General features: G+C 46.2%; 18 protein-coding genes. All 18 read left to right on the forward strand.

Annotation, left to right across the window (positions count from 1 at the left end; genetic code table 11):
* The first annotated feature begins 20 nt into the window (after window positions 1-20).
* The 18 genes from H065_RS0113955 (at window position 21) to H065_RS0114045 (ending at window position 15,866) form a co-directional block, all read left to right on the forward strand.
* Entirely contained in the window at window positions 21-1,478 is a 1,458-nt protein-coding gene (locus H065_RS0113955) for a protein-glutamate methylesterase/protein-glutamine glutaminase (protein WP_017813696.1), read from the forward strand.
* 44 nt (window positions 1,479-1,522) lie between these two features.
* A complete protein-coding gene (locus H065_RS0113960; protein WP_017813697.1) occupies window positions 1,523-3,625 on the forward strand; it encodes a chemotaxis protein CheA in 2,103 nt (700 codons plus the stop codon).
* A gap of 29 nt (window positions 3,626-3,654) precedes the next feature.
* Window positions 3,655-4,113 carry a chemotaxis protein CheW gene (locus H065_RS0113965; RefSeq protein ID WP_017813698.1) on the forward strand — a complete coding sequence of 153 codons (459 nt, stop codon included), beginning with the start codon at window positions 3,655-3,657 and terminating at the stop codon, window positions 4,111-4,113.
* A gap of 1 nt (window position 4,114) precedes the next feature.
* A complete protein-coding gene (locus H065_RS0113970) occupies window positions 4,115-4,741 on the forward strand; it encodes a chemotaxis protein CheC (protein WP_026136230.1) in 627 nt (208 codons plus the stop codon).
* Window positions 4,734-5,231 carry a chemotaxis protein CheD gene (locus tag H065_RS0113975; protein ID WP_017813700.1) on the forward strand — a complete coding sequence of 166 codons (498 nt, stop codon included), beginning with the start codon at window positions 4,734-4,736 and terminating at the stop codon, window positions 5,229-5,231. The genes H065_RS0113970 and H065_RS0113975 overlap by 8 nt, the downstream gene beginning before the upstream one ends.
* 3 nt (window positions 5,232-5,234) lie before the next feature.
* Complete coding sequence (locus H065_RS0113980; protein ID WP_017813701.1) at window positions 5,235-5,678, forward strand: hypothetical protein; 444 nt, start codon at window positions 5,235-5,237, stop codon at window positions 5,676-5,678.
* A 15-nt stretch (window positions 5,679-5,693) separates the two neighbouring features.
* Window positions 5,694-6,482, forward strand: coding sequence for a FliA/WhiG family RNA polymerase sigma factor (locus H065_RS0113985; protein WP_017813702.1), 789 nt, complete (start codon window positions 5,694-5,696; stop codon window positions 6,480-6,482).
* 32 nt (window positions 6,483-6,514) lie between these two features.
* On the forward strand, window positions 6,515-7,921 hold the full coding sequence (locus H065_RS0113990; protein WP_017813703.1) for a flagellar assembly protein A: 1,407 nt from the start codon (window positions 6,515-6,517) through the stop codon (window positions 7,919-7,921).
* A gap of 32 nt (window positions 7,922-7,953) precedes the next feature.
* A complete protein-coding gene (locus tag H065_RS0113995) occupies window positions 7,954-8,259 on the forward strand; it encodes a hypothetical protein (RefSeq protein ID WP_238557960.1) in 306 nt (101 codons plus the stop codon).
* A gap of 203 nt (window positions 8,260-8,462) precedes the next feature.
* A complete protein-coding gene (locus H065_RS0114000) occupies window positions 8,463-8,933 on the forward strand; it encodes a hypothetical protein (protein ID WP_443146859.1) in 471 nt (156 codons plus the stop codon).
* The gene (locus H065_RS0114005) at window positions 8,930-9,550 is read left to right on the forward strand and encodes a hypothetical protein (RefSeq protein WP_017813706.1); all 621 of its coding nucleotides are present in this window, start codon (window positions 8,930-8,932) and stop codon (window positions 9,548-9,550) included. Before H065_RS0114000 ends, H065_RS0114005 begins: the two co-directional genes overlap by 4 nt.
* Before the next feature lie 221 nt (window positions 9,551-9,771).
* Entirely contained in the window at window positions 9,772-10,470 is a 699-nt protein-coding gene (rpsB, locus tag H065_RS0114010) for a 30S ribosomal protein S2 (RefSeq protein WP_017813707.1), read from the forward strand.
* 252 nt (window positions 10,471-10,722) lie between these two features.
* A complete protein-coding gene (gene tsf, locus H065_RS0114015) occupies window positions 10,723-11,373 on the forward strand; it encodes a translation elongation factor Ts (RefSeq protein WP_017813708.1) in 651 nt (216 codons plus the stop codon).
* A 197-nt stretch (window positions 11,374-11,570) separates the two neighbouring features.
* Complete coding sequence (pyrH, locus tag H065_RS0114020; protein ID WP_017813709.1) at window positions 11,571-12,299, forward strand: UMP kinase; 729 nt, start codon at window positions 11,571-11,573, stop codon at window positions 12,297-12,299.
* Window positions 12,299-12,853: a ribosome recycling factor gene (frr, locus tag H065_RS0114025; protein ID WP_017813710.1), complete on the forward strand. Its 555-nt coding sequence runs from the start codon at window positions 12,299-12,301 to the stop codon at window positions 12,851-12,853. Before pyrH ends, frr begins: the two co-directional genes overlap by 1 nt.
* Window positions 12,854-12,919: 66 nt before the next feature.
* Entirely contained in the window at window positions 12,920-13,684 is a 765-nt protein-coding gene (gene uppS, locus H065_RS0114030; protein WP_017813711.1) for an undecaprenyl pyrophosphate synthase, read from the forward strand.
* A 46-nt stretch (window positions 13,685-13,730) separates the two neighbouring features.
* On the forward strand, window positions 13,731-14,531 hold the full coding sequence (locus H065_RS0114035; RefSeq protein WP_017813712.1) for a phosphatidate cytidylyltransferase: 801 nt from the start codon (window positions 13,731-13,733) through the stop codon (window positions 14,529-14,531).
* 183 nt (window positions 14,532-14,714) lie between these two features.
* Entirely contained in the window at window positions 14,715-15,866 is a 1,152-nt protein-coding gene (locus H065_RS0114045; RefSeq protein ID WP_017813713.1) for a 1-deoxy-D-xylulose-5-phosphate reductoisomerase, read from the forward strand.
* The last annotated feature ends 245 nt before the right edge of the window (window positions 15,867-16,111 follow it).

A 16,111-nucleotide genomic window follows, 5' to 3' on the forward strand; every position in this document is an offset into this window, starting at 1 on the left:
GGGACAGAGGTGCTATCACTATGGCAACTTATAAAGTACTGGTTGTAGACGACTCCCCGTTCATGCGAAAAATTATTTCTGACTTGATTGAGGCTGACGCTACTTTCCAGGTAATTGACACAGCAAATAACGGATTAGAAGCTACCCAGAAAGTTATGGAGCTTAAACCCGATGTAGTTACAATGGATGTTGAAATGCCCGAAATGAATGGTTTGGAAGCGCTGAAAGTGATTATGGCTCAGCGTCCGGTTCCGGTCATTATGCTGTCGGGCATTAATGAGCAAGGAATGCGAGAGACAATCATGGCGCTGGAGAATGGTGCCTTTGACTTTATCCGTAAACCTTCAGTCAGTAATTCCCAGGATATCGAAGAGGTGGGACAACAGCTGCTCAGACAGCTCAATACAGCTGTACATGTATTGGAAAGACGCCGCAAACGGGCGGAACAGAAAACCATGGCGGCTGACGCTGCTCCGTCGCCATCCCTGCCGGAAGTTGAGAAGAAACGTGAAGAGAGCATTACTCCTTCTTCTTCTCAGGCAGCGCCTCATCCTAATAAATCGTCTATCGAGGATTCTTCCCGGCGTCCTCAACCTGGAATTCTTAATCCACCGCCTGCCGGCAAATCTGCACCACCGCTTAATAACTGGTTAGCTCGGCCTGGACGTAATGAAGATCTTGGTCCAACCAGACCAGCTGTGCCTCCAAAATCAACGGAGTCACGGTCTACCGCAGCGAGCCCACTTAAGCCTGCTGAACCGAAAGTACCAAAAACGCCAGGGGCACCAATAAATCCGTTGTCGCGTAAAGAGCCTGAGAAGCCTTCTGTTCCATCTTCGCCTGCTTCTGCTCCTTCGGGTCCTGTTACAGGTAAAATGTCCCATACAGACGCTCCTGCGGCTTCTATTGGCAAACTGGTGGCTGTAGGCTGCTCAACTGGTGGACCCAGAGCATTAAAAAGCTTTCTTGAGAAGATCCCAGCAAATTTCCCGGCTCCTATCGTGATCGTGCAGCATATGCCGCCGAACTTCACACGTTCTCTTGCTCAGCGACTAAACAGCCTGAGCCAGATTACTGTAGTAGAAGCCGAACATGGAATGCCGCTTCAACCAGGGACAGCTTATATTGCGCCAGGAGGTTATCATATGACAGTATCCCGTAGTCAGGGCGGCTATCGTATCCAACTTTCGCAGGAACCTCCGCGCAATGGGCATCGTCCTTCTGTGGATACTCTTTTTGCCTCAATCCGTCCATTCTCCGATCTTCAGCGTTACGCTGTCATTATGACGGGAATGGGAAGCGATGGCGCAAAGGAAATGAAAAATTTATACGACAGTGGAGTAATCCCTACCTTCGCAGAAAACGAAGATACCTGTGTCGTGTACGGAATGCCGAGATCGGCTGTAGAGCTTGGATGTGTAAACCACCTCCTGCCATTACCTGAAATTGCGCCTAAACTTGTACAAATCGTTAAATAGCTTATAACAAGCATTATGTTACTTTATGGAGGAGGTGTCTCACGATGGACATGAATCAATATTTATCCATGTTTATTGATGAGTCGAACGATCATCTGCAGTCATTGAATGAAAAAATGCTGGAACTAGAAAGCAACCCTACAGACCTGGGTATTGTACAGGTTATTTTCCGCTCAGCGCATACGCTGAAGGGGATGGCTGCTACAATGGGATTTGAAGATCTGGCGGCGTTGACGCACCAGATGGAAAACGTACTGGATCTGGTACGTAACGAAAAGCTCGCTATGCAGGAATTTATCTTTGATACCCTGTTCAAAGGACTGGATGCCCTCGAATCGATGGTACAGGACATTACACAGGGCGGAGAAGGTAAAGCGGACGTTACTGCCATTGTGGAATCACTACAGGCAATCGTACGCGGAGATATTCCTGCTGCCGGCGCACCGGCAGCGGCCGCAACGGCTCCTGCTGCAGCACCAGCTGCTTCAGCGAATATTGCTGTTAAAGACAGCAAAGGCATTCAGCTGGATGAATTCCAGCAATCGGTTATTGAACAATCCATGGCAGAAGGCCATCAGGCATTGTATATGGAAGTAGCCATTCGTGAAGATTGTCAGCTCAAAGCAGTTCGTGCCTATATGGTGTTCGATCTGTTGGAACGTTACGGTGACGTTATCAAATCCGAACCTTCCACTCAGGATATTGAGCAGGATAAATTCGAACGCAGTTTCTCTCTGTATTATGTTACACAAAAAGATCCAGCCGAGCTGGAACCGATGGTAACGAGCATTTCCGAAATAGAGAGTGTGAATGTAACACGCCTGGATGCACAATCCCTCAAAGAGATGTCTGCTACACCGGCAGTAGAGCCTGAAGCAACTGAAGCTGCGGCTCCTGTAGCACAAACGCCAGCAGCAGCTCCAACGCCTGCTCCAGCTGCGCCAAAAGCGGCTCCTGCAGCGGCTCCAAAGGCAGCTAAAGCACCGGCACCAGCACCATCACGTACGATTCGTGTCGATATCGACCGTCTGGATGTACTGATGAATCTGTTCAGCGAACTGTTGATTGACCGTGTTCGGTTGGAACAGCTGGCAAGTGAAGTGAAAGTTCCGGCACTCACCGATACTGTAGAGCATATGGGACGTGTAAGCACGGATCTGCAAAATATCGTCCTCAAACTACGGATGGTACCGGTAGATACAGTATTCAACCGCTTCCCTCGTATGGTACGCGACCTTGCTAAATCGCTTGATAAGAAGCTGGATCTGATCATCATCGGCTCCGAAACCGAGCTGGATCGTACGGTTATTGACGAGATTGGCGACCCGCTCGTTCACTTGCTCCGCAACTCGGTAGACCATGGTGTAGAACCGGTAGCCGATCGTATAGCAGCTGGCAAGGAAGAGACAGGTACAGTCAAACTGAGTGCATTCCATAGCGGTAACCATGTATTCATCGAGATCGAGGATGATGGCCGTGGTATCAATCGTGAGAATGTTCTCAACAAAGCAATCAAAAATGGCATTGTATCACAGGATGTAGCTAACACCATGAAGGACGAGGAAGTATATCAACTTCTGTTTGCTCCAGGTTTCAGTACGGCTGAGGTTATCTCTGACGTATCGGGACGCGGTGTTGGTCTGGATGTAGTTAAATCCAAAATCACTTCCCTGGGTGGCCATGTTATGGTTACTTCCGAACTTGGAAAAGGAACGAAGTTCTCCGTACAGCTGCCACTGACACTGTCCATCATTTCAGCAATGCTGATCCGTGTCGGATCGGAAAAATATGCGATTCCACTGACTTCAATTGTGGAAACCGGCATCATCAAAGCGAAGCAGGTACGTGATCTGCATGGCAGTCAGCTGATCCCTTATCGCGATACGCATATCCCGCTTCTGTCCCTCAGCCGTGTATTTGAAGTTCCTGACTTCGATGAGCGTGAAGAGGAAGAAACCGAGATTGTTGTTATCCGCAAAGGTGACAAACTGGCAGCTATTGCAGTAGAGAACTTCATCGGCCAGAACGAAATCGTTCTGAAAAGTCTGGGAAGTTACCTGCCGGAAACACGCGGCATCTCCGGTGCAACTATCTTGGGAGACGGCCAGGTTGCTTTGATTATTGATCCGAATGCATTTATCAAATAATGCAGCCCATTATTGAGGAGGATTTACCCATGGATGAATTAAAAGTTATCGTTTTCAAACTAGCAACAGAAGAATACGGCATTGAAGTGGATAAAGTACAGACCATTGAGCGTATGATGCCGATTACCCGCGTTCCAAAAACACTTGGTTTTGTCAAAGGGGTAATCAACCTGCGCGGTGTGGTAATTCCGGTTATTGATCTGCGTGGTCGTTTTAACCTGCCAGGTCAAGAATATAATGATCAGACACGTATCATCATTGTTGAAGTAGAGAAAATGCAAGTCGGCTTTATCGTCGATTCCGCAAATGATGTAGTAGATATCAAACGCAGCAGCATTGAAAAACCGCCTGAAGTAGTAGGCGGCGTCAAAGCCAGATATCTGGATGGTGTAGCAAAGCTTGATGAAGAACGGCTGCTGGTTATGCTCAATCTTGCGGAAGTGCTGGACAAGACCGAAGTTGTTCAGCTAGAAAGCATCGAGGACTAATATGGACCTGTTCAAAAAGCTTGAGGGGTTCAAGATGGATGTGCTCAAAGAAGTGGGGAATATCGGGGCAGGGAATGCAGCCACTGCCCTCTCCCAACTTCTGGACAAGCCTATCGATATGGCTGTACCCAAAGTGCAGATTCTTCCTTTCGAACAGATCGCCGAGAAGGTGGGTGGTCCCGAACAAATCGTTCTGGCTATCTTTTTCCGGGTCGAAGGAGAAGCACCGGGTAACCTGTTTTTCGTTCTTACTCCGGAAGCAGGCAAAGGTCTATTGAAGCGTTTGGCGGGCATTGAAGCCAGCGATGAAGAATTTTTTACTGAAATGGAGCAGTCAGCACTCGCAGAAATTGGTAATATATTAGCAGGGTCTTATTTATCTTCCCTGGCTGATTTTACCGGTCTGTCCATGAGCCCTACCGTTCCGGGACTGTCAATGGATATGGCAGGTGCTATTCTGAATTACGGACTTCTCCAGTTCGGTCAAATGGGCGATGATGCTCTGCTGATCGATACCACATTCCTGGAAGGGAATGAAGAAGTAGAGGGACAGTTTTTCCTGATTCCGGATCCCGAATCATTTGATAAAATATTTAAATCGTTAGGAGTTCCGCTCCAAGATGATTGAAGAACAAAATGTCGTTAAAGTAGGTATGGCCGATTTGAACGTCGTGAAGACATCCGGAGTTATTCGAACGACGGGATTAGGGTCGTGTGTTGGCCTTACGCTGTATGACAAAAATGTTCAACTGGCTGGTATGGCCCACGTCATGCTGCCTTCTTCTGATATCGCACGCGAAGGGCAGCTTAATATTGCGAAGTATGCAGATACGGCATTGCCGGAACTGCTGAAAAGAATGACGGATATGGGGGCTATACGCTCACGTCTGGTCGCCAAAATGGCTGGCGGAGCACAGATGTTTACTTTTTCAAGTGGTGGTGATCACATGCGTATTGGTCCTCGCAATGTGGAAGCCTGTAAATTATTTTTAAAAGAATATAATATTCCCTTACTTGCCGAGGATACAGGCGCGAACTATGGACGTACCATCGAAATGAATTGTATTACGGGTATGTTGTCGATTCGCAGTGTACAAATGGGTAAGAAGGAAATATAGGGTATGGCAGGGAATATTAAACTTAACCTCTGGTTTGGGATAATAGGGTTTGTTATTACCTTCCTTGTCTCTTTTGGAAATAATTTATGGACCACAAGTCTCTTTAGAGGAATATTAGGATTTATAGTGTGGTTCCTACTGGCATTCGTACTGCGCTTTATTCTGGGGATTCTCGCGAATCCCGCAGGCGCAGTACCGAAAATGCCGAACGGGGACGAAGTACCAACTCAACAGGAGCTTTCTCAGGACGATCAGGACAGAGGAAGCCATTTTGATGTTGTGACACCTGATCAGGACAACGAGTTGCATGATTTGCTGACACCGAAGCCAGCAGATTCAGGGCAGAAGGACGAATTTGCTCCTCTCAACCCTCCCAAACTGGTTTCAACCAAGCAACAAGATCCAGAGGAACTGGCGAAGGCTGTACGCCATCTGACACAAAAGTAAGGAGGGTGAAAGCAATTGAGCGAGCAAAAAGGAAGTCATCTTAACCACATCGAATTATGGATCCAATGGAAAGAACATGGCGATGTAGAAGCCAAAAAAAGATTGATCGAAAACCACCTTGGTACTGTTGAATATGTCTCAAGCCGCCTTGCTATCGGTCTCCCCAAAAATGTATCCAAAGATGACCTGATGAGTAATGGGGTTATGGGATTAATTGATGCCATTGAGAAATTTGATTATAAACGCGGTCTGCAATTCGAGACGTATGCGTCCTGGCGGGTAAGAGGCGCTATTTTGGACGGATTAAGACAAGGGGACTGGGTTCCTCGTTCTGTACGTGAAAAAGCCCGCAAAATTGAAGATGCCTATCAACAACTGGAACAAAAGTATATGCGCTCTGTCTCTGATGCAGAAATCAGCGATTATCTTGATGTAAGTGAACGTGAATTCCAGACCATGCTGCAGGATGTCGCAGTTATGACCATCACTTCACTGGAAGATCCTATCCGGGAAGAAGAATCAGAAACACGGATGTCTCTGATTGTGGATGAAAAAGCCAAAAATCCGGATCGTTCCGTCAATGATTTTGTACTGAAAGATCTGCTGATGAAAGGGATCGAGAAGCTTACAGAAAAAGAAAGAACGGTTGTGTCACTACTTTATTATGAAGACCTGTCACTTAGTGAAATCGCAGAAGTTATGTCACTGTCTCCATCACGGATCTCGCAATTGCATTCCAAGGCAATTCTTCGTCTCCGCGGAGCTCTTGACAAACAAAGAGGTCTGTTAATGCAAGATATGTGAACGCCGCTATAAGCAGGAAAGGGGAATATGGCGTGACCTCTCAACTATTGCTGGACGAATACATGAAGCTTAGCTTTTCAAATGACAAGTCTATAGCTTATCTGGAACTTACGAAACACGATGAACAGTTTGAATGTACTGCTGAACAACTGGAGGGATTTTTGCGTACACAGGGAGTGACCTACGGTATACGTATGGAAGAACTGCAAAAGATTGCCCTTCAGCCGGAACAATATGGATCAGAAGCTATCGCAGTAGCCTTTGGAATAAAACCGGTTAACGGGATCGACGGCAAAATTCAATACAATGTATCACTGGACTCCAATCCAAGAAGACCACTTGAAACAGAAGATGGAAAAGTGGACTACAAAGAAATTATAAGACTTAATAATGCAATGAAGGGGCAACTGATCGCCGAGAAGGTCGATCCACAGCCCGGTGAGCCTGGCATAGATGTCAACGGCGAGCCCATTCCGTACAAGCCCGGCAAAGAAGCGCGCTTCAAGATCGGCAAAAATATTGTACTGAATCCCGAACAGACTGCCATGTATGCGGCGATTGACGGAATGATTTCACGCACAGATAACGGCAAAATCAATGTATTTCCCGTTTACGAAGTCAATGGGGATATTGATTACCATACAGGCAATATTGATTTTGTGGGAACCGTTGTAATTCGCGGTAATGTACTTTCCAATTTCCGGGTAAAAGCATCTGGAGATATCCGTGTAATAGGCGGAGTGGAAGGTGCTGAACTGGAAGCCGGCGGTTCTATCGAAATTACAGGCGGCATTATCGGTTACCATAAAGGACTCATCAAAGCTGCAGTAGATGTGAAAACCGGTTTTATCCAGGACGGCCACGTACAGGCTGGAGAATCGGTTATTGTTTCCCAGAGTATTATGCACTCCCAGGTACAAGCGGGGAACAGCATATTCTGTAACGGCCCCAAAGGTCTTGTAGTAGGTGGACATCTGCAGGCAGGCGAAATTATTGTGGCTCGCACGATCGGTAATACTGCCTACACCGTAACTGAACTGGAAGTAGGTGTACTGCCCGAACTGCGCAACCAACTTGTTACTTTGAGAAATGAGCTCAAAACGCATATGGAGAACCTTGATAAAACCGAGAAAGCACTGAATTTGCTGGATCAATTGGCGGCAGTGGGACAGCTTGGTGCGGATAAAATGGCACTGCGTATCAAATTGTCGGCAACCAAAAAAAGTCAGCTGCGTGAGCGTGATGAGATCAAGGACAACATTCTCAATATTGAGAGAACACTGGAGCAGTCTGCTAATGCAAAAATTGAGGTTGTTCATACGATTTATGGAGGATCCAAGCTGGTCATTGGCCGTTATACCAAGTATATTAAAGATACGGCACAGCGCGTTCACTTCATTTTTGAAAATGGAGACATCGCAATGCTGTCCAATCACTAATTAAATTGTGAGGGCAGGTGTACGTCATGGGAATGAGAGCTGTAGAATTACAAATTGCTGTACCTCGTACAAGTGATGCAGGAAAGATTCAACAGGAGCATCTTATACGTCCGGCTCTGGAACAGTCGATGCTTTCGGATCAGATGAAAGAGCAGGCAGACCGTGCACGTACACGAAGCGATGGAGTCAAGGAGTCTTCCTCCGCCTCTATTCATGATGGTCATTCCGATGAGCATCATGCTTCTGGCAGACATCATGAGCAGGAAGAGGCAGCCATTCAGGGACCTGCTCCTGCAGAACATCCATACAAGGGTAAACATATCGACCTGTCCTTTTAAAGACAGGTTTTGTTTGCCATTCCAAGACATAATTATTAGGGTGAGTAAATATGGGCGAGTTTCCGCCGTGGGTATACATTGTTATCATAGGGGCTATTGCCGTTGTATACGGTATTATGATTCCCAAAAAAGGTAATGCTAAAACAACAGACACAGCCGTATCCGCCACCGTGGAGAAAGTCGAAGATACGCTGGAACACTATATGACCGAGATCGAAAAAGAAAACGAAGAAATTATTGACCTGGTCTCCCAGATCAAACAGGAATCTACAGCCAAGCAGCTTGCTCTTCAGGAGCAGGTAAGCGAGATGAGACAGCGTCTAATGGAATTGGAGCAGAAGACGTCTATCGTCCCTGTACAGCCGGTTTATCAGCCTGTCCCTGTAATTCCTGCCGGTATAGAGATGGTAGCTGCACCTGCGGAAATGAAGGTGTTTAATCAGCAGGGAGAGGCGCTGCGCCAATCGGCTGCCCGTATGATGCAGGAACAGGTAGCAGCCTCTCCTGTAGAAGCGGAAGAACCACCTACCGAAAAAATTCAGGATCGTTATCCCGAACTGTTCAAGCTGCATGAGAGCGGGAAGTCTGTTGACACCATTGCCAAAGCGGTTGGTTTACAGCGTGGAGAGATACTGCTGATTCTACAGCTGGCCAAACAGGAGGAACAATCGTGATCAAAAACCGCTCTTTTATTATTGGAATAGGGATAGGTATTATTGTAGGAGCAATCCTGCTTCAGTTAATGAATATCGGCAAAGGCCAGACGATGATGAGTGGAGCACAGCTCACCCCTGAGCAGCTTCAGGAGGCCGCACAGGCACAGAATATGCAGGTATTCAGCTCCGATCAAAAAGTATACACGAGTGAGCAGTGGAAGCAGCTGCAGGCTGAGGAAGCGGCCAAAAAAGAAGCTCAAAAAGGAAACAAAGCATCGTCCACCAAAGAGCCTACAGCACCAACCAGTCCGCAGCAACCAAAGGCGGCGACCAATGAATCGACGAGTCAACCCAGGCAGCCTGCCAGCACCAGCAGTGATAAAACACAGTCATCCAAATCACCCTCATCTCCTGAATCTCCCAATGTAAGTTTTACAATTAATCCTGGCGAGAATCTCAATGATGTAGCTTTCTCTCTCAAAAAAGAAGGGTTAATCAACAGTCAAAGTGAGTTTATTAATAAAGCTTCGGAACGCAAAGCCAATACCAAGTTGCAGGTAGGTACCTTCGAGATCGGAACCAAGCAGGATTATAACGATATCATTAGTATTATTACAGGACAGCCATCTTCATGAGACGTTGCGAAAAGCAGCAGGAAGATGGCTGTTTTTCTATTTGTAAAATACAGTATCAATATTAAGTGTTGCACATTAGCTCAGCGTTATGATATATTAATTGGTGGTGTTAAAACACACGCTTTTTGATTTCAGGCAAAGGTGCTTTTCAATGAAAAGTCTTGCCGAAAGTGGACGAAAGCGGAGGCACACAAAAAACCAAATCTTAGGAGGAAACACAAATGGCAGTTATTTCCATGAAACAGCTTTTGGAAGCTGGCGTACATTTCGGACACCAGACTCGTCGCTGGAACCCAAAAATGGATCGTTACATCTTTACAGAAAGAAACGGAATTTACATCATCGACTTGCAAAAAACAGTTAAAAAGGTTGATGAAGCTTACAACTTCGTAAAATCCGTAGCAGCTGACGGCGGTACTGTACTGTTCGTTGGTACTAAAAAACAAGCTCAAGATTCCGTTAAGGAAGAAGCTGAGCGCGCAGGTCAATTCTACATCAACCAACGTTGGTTGGGTGGTACACTGACTAACTTCGAAACGATCCAAAAACGTATCAACCGTCTGAAAGAACTGGAAAAATGGGAAGAAGACGGTACTTTCGAAGTACTGCCTAAAAAAGAAGTAATCTTGCTTCGCAAAGAGAAAGATCGTCTGGAGAAATTCCTGGGCGGTATCAAAAACATGAGAGGCCTGCCTAGTGCCCTGTTCATCATCGATCCTCGTAAAGAGCGTATTGCTGTTGCAGAAGCTCGCAAACTGGGTATCCCAATCGTAGGTATCGTTGATACTAACTGTGATCCGGACGAAATCGACTATGTAATTCCAGGTAACGATGACGCGATTCGCGCGGTTAAATTGCTGACTGGAAAAATGGCTGATGCGGTTATCGAAGCTAACCAAGGCGAGCAAACTACTGCATAATTAGCTGATCACGCATTAACATTGCAATGAAGATTGCGTAAAAATAAAAGGGTGGTTGGTAGGTGTATAGCCTTTCACTGCCCTTTTTTTAAGATATCAGAGGAATTGCAAATTCAATTTCCTGATGAAATATGGTAAGCTTCTACTGGGTGTATCCCGGTAAAGGATACCAGGGTGAAAAACGATTAGCACCTATATGGTACTGATCGGATGGATGTTACTTAAATACTCAATTATATGGAGGTCACAATAATGGCAGTTAGTGCAAGCGCAGTAAAAGAGCTTCGTGAAAAAACAGGCGCAGGTATGCTGGATTGTAAGAAAGCACTGGAAGAAACAGGCGGCGACATCGCAAAAGCGGTAGACGTACTTCGTGAAAAAGGTCTGTCTGCAGCAGCAAACAAAGCTGGCCGTGCAGCAACTGAAGGTACTGTTGAATCCTACATCCACGCTGGCGGACGTATCGGCGTACTGGTAGAAATCAACTGCGAAACTGACTTCGTAGGTAAAACAGATCAATTCAAATCTTTCGCTCGCGACATCGCTATGCAAATCGCAGCAGCTAACCCGCTGTATGTTCGTCGTGAAGAAGTTCCTGCTGAAGCGATCGAAAAAGAAAAAGAAATCTTGAAAGCACAAGCTCTGAACGAAGGCAAGCCTGAGAAAATCGTTGAAAAAATGGTTGAAGGCCGCATCAACAAGTACTATGAAGAGTACTGCCTGCTGGAGCAATCTTTCGTTAAAGATCCAGACAAAACAATCAACCAACTGTTGAACGAAAAAATCAGCACAATTGGTGAAAATATCTCTATCCGTCGTTTTGCCCGTTTCGAACTGGGTGAAGGCCTGGAGAAAAAAGAAGACAACTTTGTAGAAGAAGTTATGGCACAGGTTAACCGCTAATCCGAATTCATCTCGGGTTGCATCACCGGAAAACGATTCAGTAATAACAAACAAGGAGGGGACACAGACTGTGTTCCTTCTTTTGTAAGATCGTTTAATTACGGCAGCCTAGAAGTGGAACCGGAACAGATTAAAAGACATCCTATAGCCGGTTATACCGCTATCAGAACTAAATTCGCAAAGTGGAGGGTATGAATTTGAATAAGCCTGTATTTAAAAGAGTGGTCTTGAAGGTCAGTGGTGAGTCGCTGTCAGGTATGACGGGTTACGGCATTGAAGCAGAGATGATTTCTTCGATCGCAGATCAGATCAAGGAAGTTGTTGAATTGGGCGTGGAGGTAGCAGTAGTATGCGGCGGTGGTAACATCTGGCGCGGTATTGCAGGCAGTGCAAATGGAATCGACCGTGCAACGGCAGATTACATGGGTATGCTGGCTACTGTAATGAACTCGCTGGCTCTGCAGGATGCACTGGAGCAAATCAATGTTCCGACACGTGTACAGACATCGATCGCAATGCAGCAGATCGCTGAGCCATACATCCGTAGAAGAGCAATCCGTCATCTGGAAAAAGGACGTGTCGTTATCTTCGCAGCCGGAACAGGTAATCCATTCTTCTCCACAGATACAACAGCAGCACTGCGTGCAGCTGAGATCGAAGCAGAAGTTATTTTGATGGCTAAAAATAAAGTCGATGGTGTGTACTCGGCAGATCCATTCAAGGACCCGACCGCTGTCAAATTCGAACAGCTTACATACATGGAAGTGCTGAATCAGAATCTGGGTGTTATGGATTCGACAGCGTCTTCTCTGTGTATGGATAATAATATCCCGCTAATTGTATTCGCTATTACAGAACAGGGAAATATCAAACGAGTCGTACTCGGTGAGAAGATCGGTACGGTTGTTAAAGGGAGTGTAGATTAATGCCTCAATCGGTTAAAAAAAGCGCAGAAGATCGTATGCAAAAAGCGATTCAAGCTCTGAGCCGTGACCTCGCTACACTGCGCGCCGGACGCGCAACACCATCCATTCTGGATCGTGTACAGGTAGAATATTATGGTTCCATGACGCCTCTGAATCAATTGGCCAATATCAGTACACCGGATTCCCGTACACTGCTGATTCAGCCGTGGGACAAATCCTCTTTGTCCGATATTGAACGTGCTATCATGAAATCGGATCTCGGATTGACTCCAGCCAACGATGGTAACATCATTCGTCTGTCTATTCCGGCACTCACTGAAGAGCGTCGTGCAGAACTGGTGAAGCTGACCAAAAAGTTCGGTGAAGAGTCCAAAGTGGCTATCCGCAATATTCGCCGCGATGCGAATGATGATATCAAAAAGCTGGAAAAAACGGATATTTCCGAAGATGAATCCCATGGTCATCAGGAAGATGTACAAAAACTGACAGACCGCTTCATCAAAGAAGTTGACAATGTACTGGCTGCGAAAGAAAAAGAGATTATGGAAGTGTAAGAGACTGGCGACCCCTCCGAACTGGTGGGGTTTGTCTCTTTTCACTACTGGCATGGAGGAAAAGTGATGTTCAAGCGTGTTCGCTCGTGGTGGGAAAAAGAAGAGCAACAAAGTTCCGGCGAACTTTCGCAGGAGAATATTCCACAGCATATTGCCATTATTATGGATGGAAATGGACGCTGGGCGAAAAGTTTAGGTATGCCGCGTGTCATCGGGCATCAAAACGGAATGAAAGCTGTAAAGCGGGCCACCATTGCTGCAGATGAACTTGGAGTCAAATATTTGACCATGTATGCTTTCTCAACAGAAAACTGGAAAAGACCCAGGGAAGAAGTGGATTTTCTGATGAAACTTCCTGGGGAATTTGTAGCTACAGAGCTTGAAGAACTGGTTGAGAAAAATGTACAGGTCCGATTAATGGGTGATAAAAGCGTACTGCCTTCTTTTACACTGGAACCGTTGGAAAAAGCAATCCGCGATACTGCACGCAATACAGGGCTGGTATTGACCTTTGCCATGAATTATGGCAGCCGGATTGAAATTACAGAAGGTGTAAAAAAGATGGTAGAAGCTGTCCAAAACGGTACGATGTCCATGGAAGACATCAATCCCGATACATTTGGCACCGTACTACAATCGTCAAGTCTGCCCGATCCTGATCTGTTGATCCGTACCAGTGGAGAACTTCGGCTGAGCAATTTTATGCTCTGGCAGCTGGCTTACAGTGAATTATGGTTTACACCGATTTACTGGCCGGAATTTGGCAAAGAACATATGATTGAAGCAGTAGCAGAATATCAGCGCAGAATACGGAGGTATGGCGGTCTCTAGAAGTACCGGCGAACGTTCTGTATGTTGTTCGGATGGAGGATGGATTGTGAAAGAGCGGATAATCACTGGTATCATAGCTGCAGCCGTATATGTCAGCTTTTGCCTGCTTGGAGGCTACGCTTACCAGGGCTTGATACTGGCAATGGCTCTAATTGGATATTATGAATTTGTAACCATGACAAAGGCGGCTCCATTCGGAGCACCGGCGGTGATCGGCTACATTAGTGTCGCGTATATGCTCTTTCCCTGGACACTAATGAATCTGACACCGCCATTGTCCGTTGATCACAGTATTTGGATTGTAATGCTATTATTGCTGTCTATCACTGTGATATCCAAGAATAATCTGGATATTAAACAAATGGCACTTCTGTTCATTGGAGCCTTTTATATAGGTACAGGGTTTGCTTATATTGCATACACACGTCAGGCACCGGATGGTCATGGCTTATACTGGACATTTGTACTGCTGGCCTCCATCTGGGCGAGTGATATTGGCGCATATTTTACAGGGAAAGCGCTGGGCAAACGCAAGCTATGGCCTTCAATCAGCCCCAACAAAACTATAGAAGGTGCTATTGGCGGAATATGCTGGGCGATTATAGTTGCTATTGTCTTTTCATTAATGTCGCCAACATTATTCCCGCTATGGATTGCTGTTTTGATTGGTGTAGCAGCATCTATTGTAGGGCAGATGGGGGATCTGATTCAGTCTGCATACAAACGCATTTACGGAATCAAGGATTCAGGCAAAATATTGCCTGGACACGGTGGTATTCTGGATCGTTGTGACAGCTGGCTGATGGTGTTTCCATTTGTGCACATTTTGATGCTATTACCTTATTAATAGACAAGGAGAACGATTAATGCAGTTCTCCTTCTTTTGCTTGGAGATTTCCATTCGTATGCGTATGTACTTGGAAATCGCTAAGCTTCCTTATAAAAATATTTAATTATAATAAATCAGGATAGTTAAGCCTGCACTGAACATGCTGGCACTCAAGCAAATGAAGAGCAGACGGAGGACACAATGAAAAAGATAGCAATTCTCGGATCAACCGGTTCTATTGGTACCCAGACGCTGGATGTAGTACGTGCCCATCCGGAAGCCTTTCAGGTAGAAGGGATAGCAGCAGGTACGAATGTGGATCTGGTTGTGCAGCAGGCAAATGAATTCCAGCCACGAATCGTCTCTGTAGCAAACAAAGAGCTGGCAGAACAAATTCGTCATCAGCTGCCTGCAGGAACGCAGGTACATTATGGAGAGCAAGGTCTGATCGAAGTGGCTGCAGGTACGGAAGCACATACAGTTGTTACTGCGGTAATGGGCAGTATGGGGCTGCCTTCTACGCTGGCAGCGATCGAGGCAGGCAAAACGATTGGTCTGGCTAACAAAGAAACCCTCGTTACAGCAGGGCATCTTGTGACAGAACGTGCGCGTCAAAAAGGTGTGCAGCTGCTGCCTATTGATAGTGAGCATTCGGCTCTTTTTCAGTCTTTAAATGGAGAGCCTCGTGAACGGATCGCCCAGCTGACGCTAACTGCATCAGGCGGTTCGTTTCGTGATCGTACCCGCGCAGAGCTGCATGGAGTAACCGTTGCCGATGCACTCAAACATCCCAACTGGTCGATGGGAGCCAAAATCACTATCGATTCTGCCAGTATGGCCAACAAAGGGCTGGAGGTCATAGAAGCCCACTGGTTATTTGATATGCCTTATGATCAGATTTCGGTAGTGCTGCATCCCGAGAGCATTATTCACTCGTTTGTGGAATTTGTGGATACGAGTATTATTGCGCAGCTCGGTAACCCGGATATGAGGGTGCCGATTCAGTACGCTTTAACTTACCCGGATCGTCAGACTTCGCCATCGTCTCGTCTATCTCTTGCCCAGGTAGGGCAGTTAAACTTTAGAGAAATGGATTATGAGCGGTTTCCTTGTCTGCGAATGGCGTTTGAAGCAGGACGTCTTGGCGGAACAGCGCCAACTGTATTCAATGCCGCAAATGAAGTAGCCGTCGCACGTTTCCTTAAAGGAGAGATCGCATTCCTAACCATAGAGGATATTATTGCGGATGCACTGGAGCATCATCAGACAACAGCGAATCCGGAGCTCGAAGTTATACAGAGTGTAGATCAAGAAACACGCGCGCAGGCGATGGCTTTTTCCGAAAGAACATAATCTTCAGTCAAGTCGCTGAGTCTTATGCAGCAGCTAGGTAGGAACACGAATGAAGCCTCGTTGCAGCTGCTGGCGTTTTTTACTGCAGATAGGCTCTATGCATAAAGCTGAGTATTCCGGGTCAATGGGATAACTCGGGTTGCAATTACCAATTAAAGTAATTTGTCACATTGTCTTCGCCAGCTATGCTTGTATATAGCCTTACAGAAATGATAATCTAATAGTAAGACCTTCGGTCGCAAGCA

Origin of the sequence: Paenibacillus shenyangensis, assembly GCF_000346635.1 — a bacterium.
Classification (GTDB): Bacteria; Bacillota; Bacilli; order Paenibacillales; family Paenibacillaceae; genus Saccharibacillus; species Saccharibacillus dauci.